The organism is Phyllobacterium chamaecytisi (assembly GCF_020164455.1).
Lineage (GTDB): Bacteria > Pseudomonadota > Alphaproteobacteria > Rhizobiales > Rhizobiaceae > Phyllobacterium > Phyllobacterium chamaecytisi.
Genome location: NZ_JAIQWW010000010.1, coordinates 70,401 through 87,554 on the forward strand (window position 1 = coordinate 70,401; position 17,154 = coordinate 87,554).

The 17,154-nt window shown below is 54.9% G+C and carries 20 protein-coding genes and 1 pseudogene; 7 read left to right on the top strand and 14 right to left on the bottom strand.

What is annotated here, in order from left to right:
* The first annotated feature begins 272 nt into the window (after positions 1–272).
* The 5 genes from LB462_RS16525 to LB462_RS16545 all read left to right on the top strand — a co-directional run bounded on the left by LB462_RS16525 (position 273) and on the right by LB462_RS16545 (position 5,018).
* On the top strand, positions 273–902 hold the full coding sequence (locus LB462_RS16525; protein ID WP_224510167.1) for an RrF2 family transcriptional regulator: 630 nt from the start codon (positions 273–275) through the stop codon (positions 900–902).
* A 43-nt stretch (positions 903–945) separates the two neighbouring features.
* On the top strand, positions 946–1,623 hold the full coding sequence (locus LB462_RS16530; RefSeq protein ID WP_224510170.1) for a response regulator transcription factor: 678 nt from the start codon (positions 946–948) through the stop codon (positions 1,621–1,623).
* Between the two features lie 83 nt (positions 1,624–1,706).
* Complete coding sequence (locus LB462_RS16535) at positions 1,707–2,120, top strand: response regulator transcription factor (protein WP_224510173.1); 414 nt, start codon at positions 1,707–1,709, stop codon at positions 2,118–2,120.
* Between the two features lie 29 nt (positions 2,121–2,149).
* On the top strand, positions 2,150–3,904 hold the full coding sequence (locus LB462_RS16540; protein WP_224510175.1) for an ATP-binding protein: 1,755 nt from the start codon (positions 2,150–2,152) through the stop codon (positions 3,902–3,904).
* A gap of 280 nt (positions 3,905–4,184) precedes the next feature.
* Positions 4,185–5,018 carry a class I SAM-dependent methyltransferase gene (locus LB462_RS16545; RefSeq protein WP_224510178.1) on the top strand — a complete coding sequence of 278 codons (834 nt, stop codon included), beginning with the start codon at positions 4,185–4,187 and terminating at the stop codon, positions 5,016–5,018.
* A gap of 82 nt (positions 5,019–5,100) precedes the next feature.
* Here the strand turns inward: LB462_RS16545 and LB462_RS16550 are convergent.
* From LB462_RS16550 to LB462_RS16565, 4 genes and pseudogenes are all read right to left on the bottom strand, one after another.
* Positions 5,101–5,450: pseudogene (locus LB462_RS16550) on the bottom strand (ATP-binding cassette domain-containing protein); the annotation flags it as partial.
* A 511-nt stretch (positions 5,451–5,961) separates the two neighbouring features.
* Positions 5,962–6,690, bottom strand: coding sequence for an arsenical resistance protein ArsH (arsH, locus tag LB462_RS16555; protein ID WP_224510181.1), 729 nt, complete (start codon positions 6,688–6,690; stop codon positions 5,962–5,964).
* A complete protein-coding gene (gene arsC / locus LB462_RS16560; RefSeq protein ID WP_224510184.1) occupies positions 6,665–7,087 on the bottom strand; it encodes an arsenate reductase (glutaredoxin) in 423 nt (140 codons plus the stop codon). Before arsC ends, arsH begins: the two co-directional genes overlap by 26 nt.
* A 140-nt stretch (positions 7,088–7,227) precedes the next feature.
* A complete protein-coding gene (locus LB462_RS16565; RefSeq protein ID WP_224510187.1) occupies positions 7,228–7,590 on the bottom strand; it encodes an ArsR/SmtB family transcription factor in 363 nt (120 codons plus the stop codon).
* A gap of 345 nt (positions 7,591–7,935) precedes the next feature.
* On the opposite strand from LB462_RS16565, the gene LB462_RS16570 reads away from it, so the two are divergent.
* Entirely contained in the window at positions 7,936–9,045 is a 1,110-nt protein-coding gene (locus LB462_RS16570) for an NADH:flavin oxidoreductase/NADH oxidase (protein WP_224510189.1), read from the top strand.
* Between the two features lie 22 nt (positions 9,046–9,067).
* Here LB462_RS16570 and LB462_RS16575 read toward each other — a convergent pair whose 3' ends face one another.
* The 5 genes from LB462_RS16575 to LB462_RS16595 all read right to left on the bottom strand — a co-directional run bounded on the left by LB462_RS16575 (position 9,068) and on the right by LB462_RS16595 (position 13,839).
* Entirely contained in the window at positions 9,068–10,528 is a 1,461-nt protein-coding gene (locus tag LB462_RS16575; protein WP_224510192.1) for a sensor domain-containing diguanylate cyclase, read from the bottom strand.
* A gap of 170 nt (positions 10,529–10,698) precedes the next feature.
* On the bottom strand, positions 10,699–11,418 hold the full coding sequence (locus LB462_RS16580) for a Bax inhibitor-1/YccA family protein (RefSeq protein ID WP_224510195.1): 720 nt from the start codon (positions 11,416–11,418) through the stop codon (positions 10,699–10,701).
* A gap of 22 nt (positions 11,419–11,440) precedes the next feature.
* The gene (locus tag LB462_RS16585) at positions 11,441–12,214 is read right to left on the bottom strand and encodes an anti-sigma factor family protein (RefSeq protein ID WP_224510198.1); all 774 of its coding nucleotides are present in this window, start codon (positions 12,212–12,214) and stop codon (positions 11,441–11,443) included.
* Positions 12,207–12,740 (bottom strand): sigma-70 family RNA polymerase sigma factor, encoded by a 534-nt coding sequence (locus LB462_RS16590; protein WP_224510201.1) that lies wholly within the window; start codon positions 12,738–12,740, stop codon positions 12,207–12,209. The genes LB462_RS16585 and LB462_RS16590 overlap by 8 nt, the downstream gene beginning before the upstream one ends.
* 76 nt (positions 12,741–12,816) lie before the next feature.
* The gene (locus tag LB462_RS16595; RefSeq protein WP_224510204.1) at positions 12,817–13,839 is read right to left on the bottom strand and encodes an AI-2E family transporter; all 1,023 of its coding nucleotides are present in this window, start codon (positions 13,837–13,839) and stop codon (positions 12,817–12,819) included.
* A gap of 223 nt (positions 13,840–14,062) precedes the next feature.
* Here LB462_RS16595 and LB462_RS16600 point away from each other — a divergent pair, with 223 nt between their 5' ends.
* Positions 14,063–14,404, top strand: a complete 342-nt coding sequence (locus LB462_RS16600) for a PilZ domain-containing protein (protein ID WP_224510207.1) — start codon at positions 14,063–14,065, stop codon at positions 14,402–14,404.
* On the opposite strand, the gene LB462_RS16605 is transcribed toward LB462_RS16600, so the two are convergent.
* The 5 genes from LB462_RS16605 to fliR form a co-directional block, all read right to left on the bottom strand.
* Entirely contained in the window at positions 14,392–14,880 is a 489-nt protein-coding gene (locus LB462_RS16605) for a hypothetical protein (RefSeq protein WP_224510210.1), read from the bottom strand. The genes LB462_RS16600 and LB462_RS16605 overlap by 13 nt on opposite strands.
* A complete protein-coding gene (locus LB462_RS16610) occupies positions 14,877–15,293 on the bottom strand; it encodes a flagellar protein FlgN (RefSeq protein ID WP_224510213.1) in 417 nt (138 codons plus the stop codon). Before LB462_RS16610 ends, LB462_RS16605 begins: the two co-directional genes overlap by 4 nt.
* Before the next feature lie 40 nt (positions 15,294–15,333).
* The gene (locus LB462_RS16615) at positions 15,334–15,915 is read right to left on the bottom strand and encodes a rod-binding protein (protein ID WP_370637204.1); all 582 of its coding nucleotides are present in this window, start codon (positions 15,913–15,915) and stop codon (positions 15,334–15,336) included.
* Between the two features lie 75 nt (positions 15,916–15,990).
* Positions 15,991–16,395 carry a hypothetical protein gene (locus LB462_RS16620; protein WP_224510219.1) on the bottom strand — a complete coding sequence of 135 codons (405 nt, stop codon included), beginning with the start codon at positions 16,393–16,395 and terminating at the stop codon, positions 15,991–15,993.
* A 3-nt stretch (positions 16,396–16,398) separates the two neighbouring features.
* Positions 16,399–17,148 (bottom strand): flagellar biosynthetic protein FliR, encoded by a 750-nt coding sequence (fliR, locus tag LB462_RS16625; protein WP_224510222.1) that lies wholly within the window; start codon positions 17,146–17,148, stop codon positions 16,399–16,401.
* Between the last annotated feature and the right edge of the window lie 6 nt (positions 17,149–17,154).

Genomic DNA, 17,154 nt, shown 5'->3' on the forward strand with positions numbered 1-17,154 from the left:
GCGACACGAGGGCTAGCGATCGGGACGCGAGCAGTCGATTTTCGAGATGGGTCTGTGCGGTGTGGATTGCAGCAAAAAGGCCATAGCTGCCATCGGATTTCATTGCGAGCGTCGTCCGCACCGGCTGTGTTGTGATATCCAGATTTCCATGCTGTTTTCGCCGGCCAGTTGCCTGGTATCATCGGATCCCCTTGTAGATTCGTCCGCTGAACGAAAGTCCGCACTACAAAAAACTCTGGCGTTTTATAACACGGACGTGTAGGAGAGGTGTTATGACCAACCCGACAAAGCCCAGGGATCTCATTGATACAGCGGCCCACAGGGCCCGGCCGCCGAGCCTGTATGGCGCGACGGTCGAATATGGCATCCACTGCATGATGTATTTGATCCAGCCGCGTGCAAAGCCCGTGAGCAGCCGTGATCTTGCCGAACTGCAAGGCGTTCCAGTGACATTGATGGCGAGAATTATGCCGCGGCTTGAAAAAGCCGGGATCGTTGTTTCGACCAGTGGCATCAATGGCGGATATAGGCTTGCCAAGGAGCCACGGGAGGTAACGGTGCTCGATATTGTCGATGCCATCGATGGCCGCAAAAATCTCTTCGACTGCAAGGATGTGCGCGAGAATTGCCTTCTGTTTGGCGGCGCGCCGCCAGCCTGGATAACCAACGGCGTGTGCGGGATTCACGCTGTGATGCTGCGTGCCCAAAAAAGCATGCGCAAGGAGATGGCGCGCACGACGCTTGAAGACCTTTCGGGGGCCTTTGGTGGCCTGGCTCCAGCACAGTTTGGCGAAGACGTCGGTGCATGGCTCGACAATCGCGCGACGAACCGGGAAGTTACGCGCATTTCGGCAGTCAAGGACAGTTCAAGGAAAAGAGTACGGCGCGGTCAGCAGGACTAGGCGTCGCAACCGTAAAGCTGCGCAATGCATTGGAGAATGGAAAATGAACATTTCTTTGGGAAATGCAATCGCCACCATTGAAGCTCGTCCCGAGACGGAACCCCTGGTGCTGGTCGTGGACGATGATGAATCGGTGCGGCTCTCGATCTGTGAACTGCTGGAATCGGTGGACATTGATACGGCGGGGTTTGGCTCCACCCAGGCACTGTTGGACGCGGACATTCTGGACAGACCAGGCTGCATGATTCTTGACGTGCGAATGCCAGGTGCTAGCGGTCTTGATTTCCAGACCCGCCTGGCCGCCAATGGTATCTCTGCCTCCATCATCTTTCTGACCGGTCATGGCGACATTCCAATGACAGTTCAGGCGATGAAGGCAGGTGCGATCGAATTTCTGACCAAGCCTGTGCGCGATCAGACCCTGCTTGATGCGGTAAACAAGGCCATTGAAATTGACAAGGAGAGGCGCGCCGAGCAACTCACAACCAAGGCGAATATGGCGCTTTATGCGACGCTCACCCTTCGTGAGCGTCAAGTCATGGAAGCCGTGGTGCGGGGTGCACTGAGCAAACAGATCGCATTCGATCTCAACATTTCAGAAATCACGGTCAAGCTTCATCGCAGCAGTGTGATGCGCAAGATGAAGACGCCCTTCATCACCCATCTTGTTCGCGCCTGGCAGTCGATACCAGCGGATATGCGTGATGACTACCGGGCCTAGACTTTCGTATGGATTTGATGAGGCAGTGATCAAGCAGATACTAAACCGCCGTGACGAAAGTCCGCTGTGTGAAAGTTTGCGAATTGACCCTTACCCCAATCATTGCAGTCGTCGACGACGATTTGAGTATTTGCAACGCCTTGGCCGAATTGCTCGAGGTGTTCGATTTCAAGTGCCAGATCTTCGACCGTCCGGAAAAGTTTCTGGCTGCACATACAAGAGGGCGCTTCGACTGCCTCATCACCGATCTCAACATGAAAGGCATGAGCGGACTGGAGCTTCAGGAGATGCTGTCTGCCGCCGATCCCGTCTTGCCCATCATCTTCATGTCGGCCCGGTTAGCCCCCGAAGCAAAAGCCCGGGCACTGCGTCTCGGCGCCGTCGCCTTTTTGAACAAGCCGATCAGTGACGATGTTCTACACGGGCATATTATTTCAGCTCTCAATCGACGATCGATTTGCCCCGAGAGCCGTAACAGTACCGTTTCATCGAATTAAACATTGACCATCGCCCGGAGAGGTCGCCAATGGATTCCGTTGATCACCCCATCGAAAAAGGCAAACCGCCTACGCAGGCTGCTATCGGACAGGTTGCCTACTGGCAATTCAATGTGACGCGCGCACGCGCTTTGCTTGAAAGCATGGATGCAGCCTGCCCCGGCGGGGATCAGGAATGGCAACCCGATCGATTGGATATGTTGCTCTCTGCCGTCCGGATTTTGGACGTCAACGATGAAGCAATCCGTCTGTTCGGCCTGCCCGCAGACCGGGACAAAGTATTGGACCGTCCAATTACAAGCCTCTGGCCCGAACAAAGCCGTGCTGCCCTCGGCGATCTGCTCACAACCATCGCCGCCTCTGCTCATAAAGGAACGGTAGCACGAGAAATCCCCACCGTGGGGCGGTTGCAGCATGTCGTGCTGACAGGCTGGAAGGCTTTTGATCCAAGATGCGCGGACACCGTATTCGTCTCTGTCAGGGCAACCTTGAATGCACCGAATGCTGTCATCGAACTCGAAGCGAGCCAAAAACGCTATCGGAACATGATTTCCTCCCTGCCCATTCCTGTCTGGCAGATCGACGCCCGGCCGGCAGGGCGCATATTTGACCGCCTTCGCGCCAATGGCATCACTGACATGGCCTCATATTCGGATGAACATCCAGAGATCGTCAAACTTGCATGCGATATCGTACACGTTTTCGACGTCAACAAAGAGGCCATGGTCCTTTTCGGCGGGAAGCACCGCTCAGAATTCATCGGGTCGGTAAAATACCTGTTTTCAACCACACCCGGCGCGACGAAACGCGTGATGCTGGCGCATTTTTCAGGTGTCAGGAATCATGTGGAGGAATTGAAGGTAAGGGCCTTCGATGGCCGGCTGCTCGATGTACTGTTGTTGATGACCTTCCCGGTACCCGGCGAGCGCCTCGATACGACAATCCTCATGATGATCGACAACACCGCTCGCCTTGAAGCAGAGGCAAAATTACGAAAAATCGAAGCCGACTTTTCCCATGCAGCGCGTCTTTCCACATTGGGCGAAATGACGACATCGATAGCGCATGAAATCAAGCAGCCGCTTTCGGCAATCCTGATGAACGCTCAGACGAGCCTGCGATATCTCAGGCGGGCCGAGCCAAATCTTGGCAAGGTAGACATCCTCACATCCCGTGTCGTTGAAAGCGCACAGCGCGCGGGCGACATTATCGGCCGGATTCAGGATATGGCCGGCAAGCGTGAGGCCACCTCTACTTTGCTTGATTTCAATGATGTCATTCGTCAGTGCGTGGTGTTCCTCCGCCACGAAAGCGAGGATAAGGGCGTTGTCATTACGACAAAGCTGCACCAGGATCTTCCCGCTGTCCGGGGTGATCGCATCCAGCTGCAACAGGTGATCGTCAACTTGATCGTTAACAGCATCCAAGCCATGAAGACGGCTCCTCACGTGCAACGCGACATTTTTCTCGAAACCCGATTGGACGAGAACGCTCGTGTCGAATTCTCGATCAGGGATACCGGGACTGGTATCCCGGTTGATCATTTAGATCAGATATTCGATGGATTCTTTACAACAAAGGAAGGCGGGCTGGGGATAGGGCTGGCCATCTGCCAGTCAATTATCAAAGCTCACGGGGGCGAGATAGCTGCTTCAAACCGTCCGGAAGGTGGAGCGATGTTCGGTTTCTCAATTCCGGCAACAGCCAAGGGTCAACTCCAAAGTGCGCAGTCGCTCGGTACGTTCCTTGAGCGACAGGACGACAGAGTCCCTCGGATAATTTAATCTCTCGTCGCCCATCATCACAGCTTCAACCCGATGTGGCACGCCAGCAGCGATGCCGATAAGGCCACCATTGAGGTCATCATCAAGGATACTTCACTTTCTTGTCAGATGGCATGGGGCCGACACATCTCCCTGGAAACAATCTCGTAGTTGAGCGATAATAAAGGTGGTTAAACTGCCCGCCATGGCGTGCTGATCATCCCGGACCATGCCCGCGAGCGAGGCATGTTCTCCAGCTATACCACGCCATAGCGTGCGGTCGAATGGCAGGGAGGTAATCATGAAGAAACTGGAGAACGCGGTAGCAAGTCACTACGGCAGAGCGGGACTGCTGGAGGCCATTTTGGCTGGACTAAAGACCCTTGGGGCTGATCTGGACAATCTCCAGCCCATTGATCTGGCACCAGTTGACGAGTTCCACACAGCTGGCCGGTTGACCACGGTCAAGGCGCTGAAGATGATGCCGCTCAAGGCGGGAATGCACGTACTGGACGCCGGATGCGGCCTTGGTGGAACAGCACGGCTACTGGCGAAAGAACATGGGTGCCGTGTCACCGGTATCGATCTCACACCGCAATATGTCGAGGTTGCCCAAGCCCTAACCGACCGGATGCAGCTCACTGGACAGTGCGCTTTTCAGGTTGGCAGTGTCACCTCGATGCCGTTTCCGGATGCTGTGTTCGACGCGGCCGTGAGTTTTCATGCGGCCATGAATATCCGCGAACGCGACAGATTCTACGCCGAATTGGCCCGCGTGATGCGCTCCGGCGCACCGCTATGCGTGTTCGACGTCATGAAGGGTCCGTCGCCAGGTATGATCTACCCCGAGCCGTGGGCGGAAAGCGAGGCAACCAGTTTCCTCAAGTCCCCCGCGCAGACAAGTGACCTCCTCGTCGAGGCCGGATTTCTTATCGACAAAGAGGTAAGCGTGCGGGAGTTTGCCAGGCAATTCTTTCGAGAGGTCTTGGCGAAGGCTGCCAGTGCAAATGCTCCTCCACCCCTGGGGCTTCACCTTTTGACCGGAACCAATGCACCCGAAAAGTTCTCAAACTACGCAAAGGCGCTCGAGAACCATCAGATCGATCCCGTGATACTTATTGCACGGCGCAAATGACCTGCTTCGGTATGGGCCGAAGCCCGGCTGTCACCGTTCTTCAACGCCGCGCCATCAGCATAATACCGTCAGGCAGGCGGCCTCAACCAAAGCGACCCGTAATACCCAAGGATCCTCTTGTCTTGCGGCTGGTTGAAATATGTCGGTTGTTGGACCGAGTTTTCCCAGGCACATGAACGCTGTATTACTCGATATGCGTGCCGCCTGCTCCCTGTTGTGGGTGACAATGACGATTGTGAACTGTCTCTTGAGCGTATTGATCAGTTCCTCGATGCGGGCTGTCTATATGCGATCCGGTGCGGATGTGGGTTCGTCGAGCTGAAGAACCTCAGGTCGCAGGGTGATGCAGCGTGCAATGCAAAGGCCTTGTTGCTGTCCGCCTGACAGGCTCAGGCCGCGCGCCAGCAACTTGTCCTCGACCTCATCCCATAGCGTTAACGGAAGTCCGGAGGACCCTTCAGTTGTCGTGACCTCAGCGAAAGTTGGTTGTCCAGGTCGACAAACGCCCCCAGAAAATTATCGCAGCGACTGCAAAAAATGGCACTGGAATCGCACAAGTTGCGCCGCACCGCGATCATGATCGCTTTGCAGTTTTGACATTCAAATTCAGGATAGTCGAAATTTGCCATAGGCGAATTTTATTACAGTTCTAAACGATGCGCGATTCAGGAATTTGGGTTAGGCAATTCGGCTAGGATGCGCCAGGCCTGCCGCTTCGGCTGGCCGTATCGTTTGGAAGGCCTGACTTCTGCTCAGCTCAACCTGTCATTCTGTGTTGCGACACTCCTGCTTGAAGGCGACGTTTTTGTCGAACAATTTGACGGCAGCTGCGTTACGGCCGAAAGGCGCATCGCGCTTTCGCGCGGGCAGAAGTTCGCTTAACGACAGCCGGACGCCCGGCTATCGGGTCTGGTAGACGATGCAAGGTCAAAGGATTGAAGGCTTAGACTGCTAACCTGGAATTTACTCGCTGCTCTAGCTCTGCTGCACTTTCCTTACGTTCACTGTACCGGTCAGTCAGATAGCCCGACACGTCGCGGGTCAGAAGCGTAAACTTGACCAACTCTTCCATGACATCGACGACCCGGTCGTAGTAGGCCGATGGCTTCATACGACCCTGTTCGTCGAATTCCTGATAGGCTTTCGCCACAGATGACTGGTTGGGTATTGTGATCATACGCATCCAGCGCCCGAGTACCCGCATCTGATTGACCGCATTGAATGATTGCGAGCCACCCGAGACCTGCATGACTGCGAGCGTACGCCCCTGCGTTGGCCGGATCGAGCCCATCGCAAGAGGTATCCAATCGATCTGCGATTTCATCACACCTGTCATCGCCCCATGCCGCTCCGGACTTGTCCAGACCTGGCCTTCTGACCACAGCGAAAGCTCACGCAGCTCCTGCACCTTCGGGTGATCAGTTGGAGCGTCATCCGGAAGCGGCAATCCGGCTGGATCGTAAATGCGGGTCTCAGCACCGAAATGTTGCAGTAGCCGCGCCGCCTCCTGTGTCAGCAAACGGCTATAGGAGATCTTGCGCAATGAACCGCAGAGCAAAAGTATCTTTGGCGCATGCGAGGATTTTGGTGCGGCCAACCTGGACGCATCGACCTTGTGCATAGCCTGTTCCAAAGTGTTCGGCAGATCAGACAACGCGTTTTCCTTTTGCATCGATGACGGCCTCGCCATCCTCCTTGGCAAACGCTCCCTTTTGCGGCTCCGGCAGAATATCCAATACCAGCTCCGACGGTCGGGTCAATCGTACACCCTTCTCAGTCACCACAAATGGGCGGTTGATGAGGATGGGATGCGCTTCCATAGCGTCAAGCAACTGCTCGTCGGTCAACGACATGTCATCAAGACCAAGTTCAGCAAAGGGCGTACCCTTTTCGCGAATGGCTTCGCGGACAGTCAGCCCAGCTCTCCGGATCAAGTCTTTGAGTTCCTGGCGCGCAGGCGGCGATTTCAGATATTCGATGATCGTCGGCTCGATGCCCGCGTTGCGAATGAGAGCCAGCGTGTTGCGCGACGTGCCGCAAGAGGGATTGTGATAGATGGTAACGGCCATTAAACAGTCCTTTCGATTTTCTGGAAGTTCTGCACGTCCGCGCCGCGCTCGTACCAATTTTTGCTGCGGTTGACGATCCACACCACAACATCACCCGAATTTCGATCAGGACGCCAAAGTCGCCCCTTCAATCCGACAGGTCACGCATGAAGCCCCTGGTTTTCCTTTGCCGGGCAACAGGGAACGATATCGGCTAACAGCGGCGCACAGATATCGGGATGTCCGGCACAACAATCTTTCAGCAAGAAGTTAATTGCTTCGCGCAGGTTTACGAAATTAGCCCGGTAGATAATTGAACGGCTCTGTCGCTCAGAGGAAATCAACCCCGCTCGCAACAGGATCGCGAGATGGGTAGACATGGTGTTCTGCGGAACGTTGAGGAGGCCAGACACCTCTCCAGCCGCGATCCCATCTGGCTCATGCATCACAATCAGCTTGAACGCATCCATGCGGGTTGGTTGGGCAAGAGCCGAAAAAGCTTCGATTGTTTTTTCTTTTTTCATATATCTGGATTTACCGATGTGTTAGAAAATGTCAAGTGCGGATTGTCAGTTCTCAGGTCAAAATCAACGGCTGCATTCTCGCGTTTCTAATACCAGAATTTCAGCTCAAGGTTGGAGGGAAGCGGATGGCTTCCACGCTTCGTCCGCTGAAGTGCTGTCTGTCAGGGGTTTTTCTGAATTGGGCCGGTGTCACTGCCGAGCGCCCGCCGCTTCTGGTCATTACGAACCCGTTACTTGACTTCCAGCAGGCAGCATCCATTTGTTCAATGTCAAATTCAAAAAGAACCTGCTGCGACGAAACTCCCAATTTCGCAACGCAGCTACTCGAAAAGTTGAGGTCATATAATGAGCCAGTTGTTTCAACCGCTGCGATTGGATTCGCTCGAACTCGCAAACAGGATCATAGTCGCTCCCATGTGCCAGTATTCCGCCGAAGATGGCTCGGCCTCCGCCTGGCACATGATGCATCTCGGCCATCTTGCCCTGTCTGGCGCCGGCTTGCTGGTCACGGAGGCTACCGCAGTAACGCCTGAAGGACGCATATCTCCCCGTGATCTCGGGCTTTACTCCGATGACAATGAAGCAGCCCTCGGGCGTGTTGTCGCCGCAATCCGGGACTATTCGCCGATACCCATCGCAGTGCAGCTGGCCCACGCCGGGCGAAAGGCATCAACCCGCGTGCCATGGGAAGGCGGCAAACAGATTGCGCCAAATGAGCCGACCGGCTGGAAAACCGTAGCCCCTTCACCGGTGCCCTATCTGGATGAGTACGATGTTCCAACGGCATTGGATGGCGCTGGCCTTGATCGCATTCGGGATGCGTTCGTCAAGGCGGCGCACCGCGCCGACAGGATCGGTATCGACGGCATCGAAATTCATGGGGCCCATGGATATCTGCTGCACGAGTTCCTGTCACCGCTCTCCAACAAGCGCGAAGATAAATATGGTGGAAGTCTGGAAAACCGAATGCGCTTTCCTCTTGAAGTGTTCGAGGCAGTACGGGCAGCATTTCCTGCCAACAAGCCTGTCTGGATACGCGTTTCCGCTTCCGACTGGGTCGATGGAGGATGGGATGTCGAGAGCAGCGTGATCTTTGCAAAGGAATTGGAGGCACGCGGTTGCGCCGCCATCCACGTCAGCAGTGGCGGTCTTTCGGCCTTGCAGAAAATGCCGGTTGAACCCAACTATCAGGTCCCATTCGCGCGGCGCATCAGGGCCGAGGTGAAAATGCCCGTCATTGCCGTCGGACTAATCACCGAGGCGAAACAGGCAGAAGACATTATTGCCAACGGTGACGCCGATGCGATCGCACTTGCACGTGCAATCCTCTATGATCCCCGCTGGCCCTGGCATGCAGCGGCGGAACTCGGAGCACAGGTGGTGGCTCCCGAACAATATTGGCGATCCCAGCCCCGGGATCACGCGGATCTGTTTAAAATCCCCCAAACAGCCTAATTTGAAACGCGGGCGGTCGTAACTAATCGAGGTTACGACGCTCGTTCTCTGACGAATAATGCGAACGCTTGTCTTCGTACATCAGCAGATCGGCGCGCTTGGCCACAGCTTCCATCTTCTCTCCGACATGACTGGTGGCCCAGCCGATCGATATGTTCAGGGGTATATTGGAATAATACTGGTTGTTTATTTCGATAAGGCTGCGGATTTCCTCGATCATGCTTGCGCAGCCAAGCGCATCGACGGCCGGAAGAAGAATGGCGAATTCATCGCCGCCAATACGCGCGGCATAGCAGGGAGGCTTGACGGCCCCACCCAGCACTTCGCCAACCCGCCGTAACAGACCATCACCAACGCCATGCCCCCACTGATCATTGATCACCTTCAATCCGTTAAGGTCGAGGATGATGATCGATACAGGATGAAATTCACGACGTTCGAGCCTGTTCAACTCGTCCACGTAGAAGGCGCGGTTGTAAAGTTTGGTGAGCACATCATGCTTGCCGAGATATTCTAGATAGGCTTCGGCTTTCTTGCGTGCCGTGATGTCGGTCAAGGATATCTGGACCAACGACCAATCCTGTTCGTGGCCCGGCAGAACAGAAAATTGCAGCAGCACATGGCGTTCGGTACCATCGAGCGCGTAGTTCACGGTCTCACGCTGATGGAAGAGGTTGCCATTCCAGAGTTCGATAAGCTGTTCCCTGAAATGCACATCCATCCCATCCCTGAAAATGTCAGGAAGCCTGCGCAACAATGTCAATTTGTCAGGTGCGAGAAACAGTCTGAGCGTCTCGTTGTTGACGTCGATGACACGGATCTCGCTTGCACATTGTCCAACGAATTCAGGATGGACATCGGTAAACACACGAAAATCGGTAATGCCCTGCTCCCGCACGTCATCAAGCAAACGCTTGATGCGGCTGAAATCTTCCACCCAAAGAGACACGGGAGAATGCTCGAACAACCCTTCCGCGTAGCGCTTGCTCTCGATCTGCTGCCGCCGCGCGTCCTCGCGTTCGGTTACATCTTCGATGGAAAGCAATACCCGCGTCCACGAATCTTCATATCCTGGTAAAATTGCGCCTCGGAGCTGAATATCCAGCCGGCGCCCCGTCAGCGTGTAGTTCACCGTGTCACTGGAGAATTCGGTATCGCCATCCCACAGAGCCGACAGCTCCTGTATATGCGACTGCAGCATGTCGTCGCGAAAGACAGAACCGAGATTGCCGGTCAGGTGGTTGAAGTCATTTGCTTCGAAAAGAGCAAGGGTCTTCTTGTTGACCTTGAGAACGCGGATCAGGCTTGAGCATTGTTTAATCCGGCCCTCATCCTCACGCAGATAGGATCTGATATCGGTGACGCCCGATTGCTTCCATTTCTCGAACAGGTGCTTGACGCCACTAAAATCCTCCAGCCATAACGAGATCGGAGCGAGATCGAATGTTTCGATATCGGCGTGGTGATCGACATGCTCATTCATATAGCGCGAATCTCTCGGCTGGTTCCTCTGCCAACAGGTATCTATATGAACGATATTCACTGAACAATCGTTACCTTGTGCAGAACGAACGCGGGAAGACCCCGCGCCGCGGGCTGAATCACACTGTGCAGACGCCTTGAGGGCGCCTGCACAGGATTGCTACCCTATCGCTATTCTTCCCGCTGACCGGTCAGGCTGAGCAGCAGCTGGAAGAGGTTAATGAAGTTCAGGTAAAGCGAGAAGGCCCCGAACACAGCCAACTTCTGCTGCGATTCCGAATCGTAGCTTTCGGCAAACTGTTCCTTGATCGACTGCGTGTCCCAAGCCGTCAAACCGATGAATACCAGAACACCGGCAACCGAGACAACGAACTGCAGCATCGAGGAACCGAGGAAAATGTTGACGACACTCGCCACGACGACGCCGATCAAACCCATCATCAGGAACGAGCTGAACTGGGAGAGATCACGCTTCGTTGTATAACCATAAAGGCTGGTGGCGCCGAACATCGTGGCCGCGATGAAGAATGTGCGGGCGATGCTGGTTCCGGTAAAGACAAGGAAGATCGATGCCAGCGAAAGCCCCATGACCGCGCAGAATGCCCAGAACATGGCCTGTGCCGATGCTGCCGACATGGTTTGCATCTTGAACGAGAACAACATTACGAAGGCAAGCGGCGCCAACATGACGACCCATTTCAGAGGGGTCGAAAAGATGGGAACGTAAAGGGCCGGTGTCGAGGCGACGACGAAGGCAACAACGCCTGTCAGAACAAGGCCCAAGCCCATATAATTGTAGATGCGCAGCATATGCTGGCGCAGTCCTTCATCGAACAGTGCAGCCGACTGTCCGCGCGCTGTCCCCATTTCATAGCGAAGTGGTGTATTCATGGTTGTGGATCCTCTTGGTTAATCAGTAAAGGGTCGTTACAAGCTGCGACGCAGCGGTTTCGAGATCGGTCGGGCTTGCATTCGAAACGAGCGCATAGGCAACATCGCCAATCTGGAAATAAGCCGCCGAGCTATCACCCACGCGCACTGCTTTTGGCTTCACGACATCGAAACTGCCGGGGCGAACCGCGAAAAGCGAGAGCCGTCCCATATCCGCAGATGTGATTTCCATCTCGACGCTTGGCCCGAAGGCTGACGGGAAAAGCTGGACATCATTGACGATCCAACGGTCCAAAAGTTGTGGCATGGTGATAGCGGTGGCCGCACGTATTTCCGCAGGATCGTAACTATTCACCTCGGACTGCGACGTCATCTCCGCCCTGACCAGGGACGTCTTGTGGGCCATCACCGCATCCGAAACATAAGCTGGCGGCGGTGTCGAGGCGACGACCTGCGAGATGGTGAGTGGGCCAAAACCGGCATGGGCCAGCCACCCGAGACCGACAAGAACGGCCACCGCGGCAACACGTTGTAAATTGCCAAGCAGCCGGTTTCGCATAAGGCCGCGTTCAAGGCGGCGCGCCGCTTCGCTCGTCTCCGGCGATCCCTTGCTGTGCATGCCGGTTAGCGCCAGCCGCAATTCGTCCCTCGCCTGCAGATCCGACATGACGCGGGCAGCCTGCTCGGGATGATGCGAGAGATAACGGGCGATCTCGATGCGGCGGCCCGCATCCAGCTGGTCGTCGACATAGGCATCAAGGTCGGCCTCAACGACAGGGTCAATCGCGTCATTCATCGCGGCCTCCAACAATTTTCAGACGTGCGGCTTTGCCGGGTTGCTCCGCCTCGAGAGACCGTAGTGTCGCACGCGCGCGGCCAATTCTGGACATCAGCGTGCCGATCGGTATCCCCAAGGTTGCTGCGGCTTCTTCGTAGGAGAGACCTTCGATCGCCACCAAATGCAGAGCTGCTCTCTGCTCTTCGGGCAGCGAAAAGAAGGCATCCCTGACCTCCATTAACCGCATGGAGTGCTCTTGCGGCGGTTGGAGGACGGTTTCGGCAATGACTGCAAAAGCATCTCCGCGGCGCGCTTCCGACTGGCTTGAACGCTTGCTGTCGATAAAACCATTATGCAGGATCGACAAAAGCCAGCCCTTCAGGTTTCCGCCATTGCGAAAATGACTGCGCCGCTCGTAAGCGCGCACCAGCGTGTCCTGCACAAGGTCTTCCGCGTCGGTCTCGTTGCGGGTGAGCGAACGTGCATACCGGCGCAACGATCCAAGCTGGCCAACAACGTCAAAACGGGGTTTCGGACTATCCATAGGGCGTATACGGACCTGCGGCGGATTTATTCCCTGCCATCGGGAAATTATATCACGCGACCGCAAATTTGCTGGCCTAGATCAGGCTCTGTTTTTTAAGTTCGTCCTTGAGGTAGGCATAATAAATCGGAGCGGCGATGAGGCCAGCGATACCGAACCAGGCTTCCAGCACGATCATCGCGAGGAGCAATTCCCATGCCCGCGATTTTATCCGCGATCCGATGATCCTGGCATTCAGGAAATATTCGAGTTTGTGGATGATTACCAGAAACGCGAGCGAACCCACCGCGGCAACAAATGAAACACTGAGTGCCACGACGACAATCACAGTGTTGGAGATCAAATTGCCGATAACAGGAAGTAGACCCGCAATGAACGTCACGGCAATCATGGTCTTGACCAGCGGCAGGTGAACGCCGAAAAACGGCAGGATTACAACAAGATAGATGGCAGTGAAAACTGTGTTCAATGCCGAGATTCGAAGCTGTGAGAACACAATATTGCGAAATGCCGCGCTTAATAGCTCGATACGTTCCCGAAGGGCAATCGCGAGTGGGCCCGGTTCACGTGATGCCGCAACGGAAGAACTGAGCGCGATCATTCCCCCGATCACCATTCCGACAATGATTCGAACCAGGAGAACGCCAAGTTCCCGGCCGACAAGCTGAAGCTGGCCCGCATGTTCCCGCAGCCACTTTGCCGCCAGCGTTTCGAGTTCTTCAAGATTTGACGGGAAATAATCGCGCGCCCAATTCGGCAGATGTAACTGGGCCGTATCGATGATTTCCGCCATCTTCTGGAAAAGCGATACTATACCTTCGTCGGAGCCATCGGTGAGCAGTGCCATGCTGCTCATGACGGCCGCGACAATCACCAAGATGAAGATCAGCGCCAGCATTGCCAACGCTATGGTTTTTGCCAGATGTCCGGAGATGCCTAATCTACCGAGCAATGGAGCCGAATAATGGACGAGGTTGTAAACGAGCAGTCCGGAAAGGAGAGCCGAGAGCAAGCCTAGTTCAAGCACAGCGACGAGCGCGATGAACGACAAAATGTAGGAGGCAATTCGGAGCCTGGTGGCGGTTGGCAAGTGTGTCACCTGAGGGGGCTGTCAATATTCAGCTGTACCTACTCTTGAAAACGTCCGCGACGCAAGCTCCATTGATCCAGGACCGTAAACCTTCGCAGTCTCGAGCGGTGTAACCGATCAAAGCATAACGGATTTGCAATTGTTTGCCTCTACAAGCGACGCATGACACCGCCGGTATGAAAGTCGTCCGTGCGCCTTTTTACCGGCTTCAATTCGGGCCAGGCGAGCTTACATGCCATTTTACCAAACGAACAGCAGAGCGGAGAAGCGAGTCGAGGAGCGCAAAAGAACACGGTTGCGCTCCGGCAAAGTCGTCACGCTCGAGGGGCATTTTCTGACCGAATGTCATTTTCACAACCTAGCCGGCGGCGGCGCCAAGATCAGGCTTGTCAACCAATCCACCGTCCCCACTCGCTTCTGGCTGTTCGATGATCAATATAACGGCGCGTTGATTACGGAAGTCGTCTGGCGCCAGGACATGGAACTTGGCGTGCGGTTCATCGAGGATCCGGACGTTACGCCTTTGACAGACACAATTCTGCGCACGCTTGCCGGTAAGTATTATTCACTCTGATGTGCTTGCTGACGCTCCAGACCCTTGGTGTTCTGGTCGCGGATTTCCTTGGCAGTTATGTAGTTGAATTGCTCAACGAGCAGGTCCTTCACCAATGGTTGCGGAAATCGTGCATTGACGCCGTCGATGATGGATTTCTTGACATCGTCGAACTTGACTTCCTGGACGTTCTTAGCGTCGGAATAATGCCCGTAGAACTGGTTGAAAATCTCGTCATTGATGAAATACGATACCGGAATCTTGAAGGACGCGTTCACCGTGTGATCCAGTGTATAGGCCAACTGAGACACGATATAACCCTGAACCGCGTTGTCCACGATGATCGGAACACTGAAGACTTCGGTCTTGCCATCATCCAGTGCCTCCTGAGCGTTGGGTGCAACGGCTGCTGTCGCCGAATTCTGCCAGACGGCAAAATACAGGGATCCCAGTGCAACGACGCAGATCCACAGACCGATCAGCACAATACGGATCATGCACCGAGCCCATTTCTGACCTGGCTCGCAGTGTAGGTTCCGTCGGCTTCCTGTGTCTCAAGCGCATCGCGGATAATTCCCGCGAGCTCTGTCACTGCACGCAAGTGCAATTTGATGGCATCGCAATTGCGATCAAGCTTCTGACGCAGGCTATCGAGAACCGGCTGGAGCGTTTTGAGCGCGCGCGTATCGACGGTCTTCACCGCCTTGCCCATCGCCTTGTTGAAATCACGTAGCCCGCGGCTCTTATTGGCGTTGATATTTGCAAGATCTACCAACTGACCTTCAAGAAGCAGCCGTGTCTCGCGCTCCACGACATCTTCCAAACGACGAATGGCGAAAAGGACGGGCTCCAGCGCCGGTTCGGGCACATCGCTGCGGTTCTGATCATTGGTCATTATTTCTATTTCCATATCTATCTCTCCAATCTCGTCGGCCTTGATAGTTCGCGCTCTAACTCTGCCTCGAGTTGTCAACGCTTTCCGTTGATTTTAATTGCTTATGAATGAGCTGGCGTTGGATTTGGTACAAAATGACATTTGAATCCTGGTTTTGAAAATGTTGCTGATCTGCGGACATCCCCGAAGCTGCTCCCTCAGCTTGCGTTGCGGCTTCAGACTTCGCCTTTTTGGCGCTCTGCTGCTCCAACATGCGGGCGACGCCTATGCCGCCGGCATCGGCCATCTTGTTGGCGACAGCTTCGGCCATCATCGATTTCCAGTAGTCTCCGGCAATTCCTTCGCCGAAGACTGCCTGATTGTCTCCCGTGAACATGGATTCGACAAAGGATTGCAGCATAAAAGCTTCGAACTTTTTGAATGCGGCGTTCGGTGCATGAGTTACGCTACCGGCAATAGAGCCACTTGTCGAAGCCGGTTGCTGCATGGAGGCAAAGTTCTCACGTGACAGCTGCATCTGTGCCGCGACGCGATCGGAAGCCATGCTACGCAACTTCTCCATTGAGGTTCGCAACGTGTCCGGATCGGCTGCCATGGCAACATCCAATACCAGATCGGAAGGTGGATTAATGGCCATCGATTCCTGTTCCATCCTGTTTCGCTCCATGCACCCTACCCTCCCAAACTTACGGGAGGCTTGAGCCTTGCGTCTTTAGATCAAGCGCCCGCCAAGCAGATGGGCCATATATTCGTCCGCTTCGTCCGTGACTTCTGCGCGCGATGTCTCCTTCACCAAATCGCGAAGCCGGCCATCCAGCGTGTCGAGCGTTCGTGACGTTTTCAGCAGGTTGCGTTTGGCTTCGACCATCTGGTCCGACAACTGAGCCTGAAGTGACTTGTTGGTCTCAAGGCGCTTCAAAATAATGTGCACAGGAACGAACGCTGCTGTATCTGCGGCGAAGCGATCTTCCTGCATCCTGAAGAGAGCGCCATTCTCCTCCTCGATCGCAGCTTGCTTTGCATTGAGGCGTGACAGTTCCAGCTCATGGCGCGCTTTGGCGAGCTTTTGCAGCCTGATCAATCCGAGATAGGATGTCCGGGATGCGTTCGTTGTCATCGCTCAAAAGTTCCTCAGATACATGCCGGCCTCATTGGTGAAAAAACGCAGAAGGTCGGACATGCTGAAATAGAGCAGCATCAGCCCGCCTGCGAGGACGAAGGGCAAGGAAATGAAATAAACGGGAATCGATGGCGTGAGTTTGTTGATCAGGCCCACCGCAATATTGACAACGACGGCGAAGACGATGAAGGGCGCCGCGATGCGTATGGTACTCATGAACGCCTTCGACAGCGTGTCGGTCAGGTTGACCATCGCCGTTGCCGGCTGAAAGATCCCGTCCACCGGAATTGTCGAATAGGATGAAAGCAGCGCACGCAACACCTCCAGATGCAGGTCTGATACGAAGAACAGACACAGCGCAGAGAGCGTGATCAGGCTGGCGATGGCCGCCTGCGGTTCTTCCGATTCAATGGCGCGCTCTGGTGCGCCTGAATATCCAGTCGCCATCGCCATCGCATTGGCCATGAATTGCAGTGCCCAAAAGTAGAGGCGCGACAAAATGCCGATGAACGCGCCAACGATCGCTTCGATCACGATTATCCGCATCAGCATCAACGGGGCTGCCTTTGCCGCCGGAGTGACCTGCGGCAGCACCATTGGCACGACCATAAGAGAGCAGGCGAGCGCCAGGAAAAGACGTATCTGCATGGGAATGCGTGGGCTGGAAATGCCCGGCATGATCATCAAGCAGGCTCCGACGCGGGCAAAAACAAGCAGGGCCGCAATGATGCTATCGCTCAGTGGCGGCACGTTCAA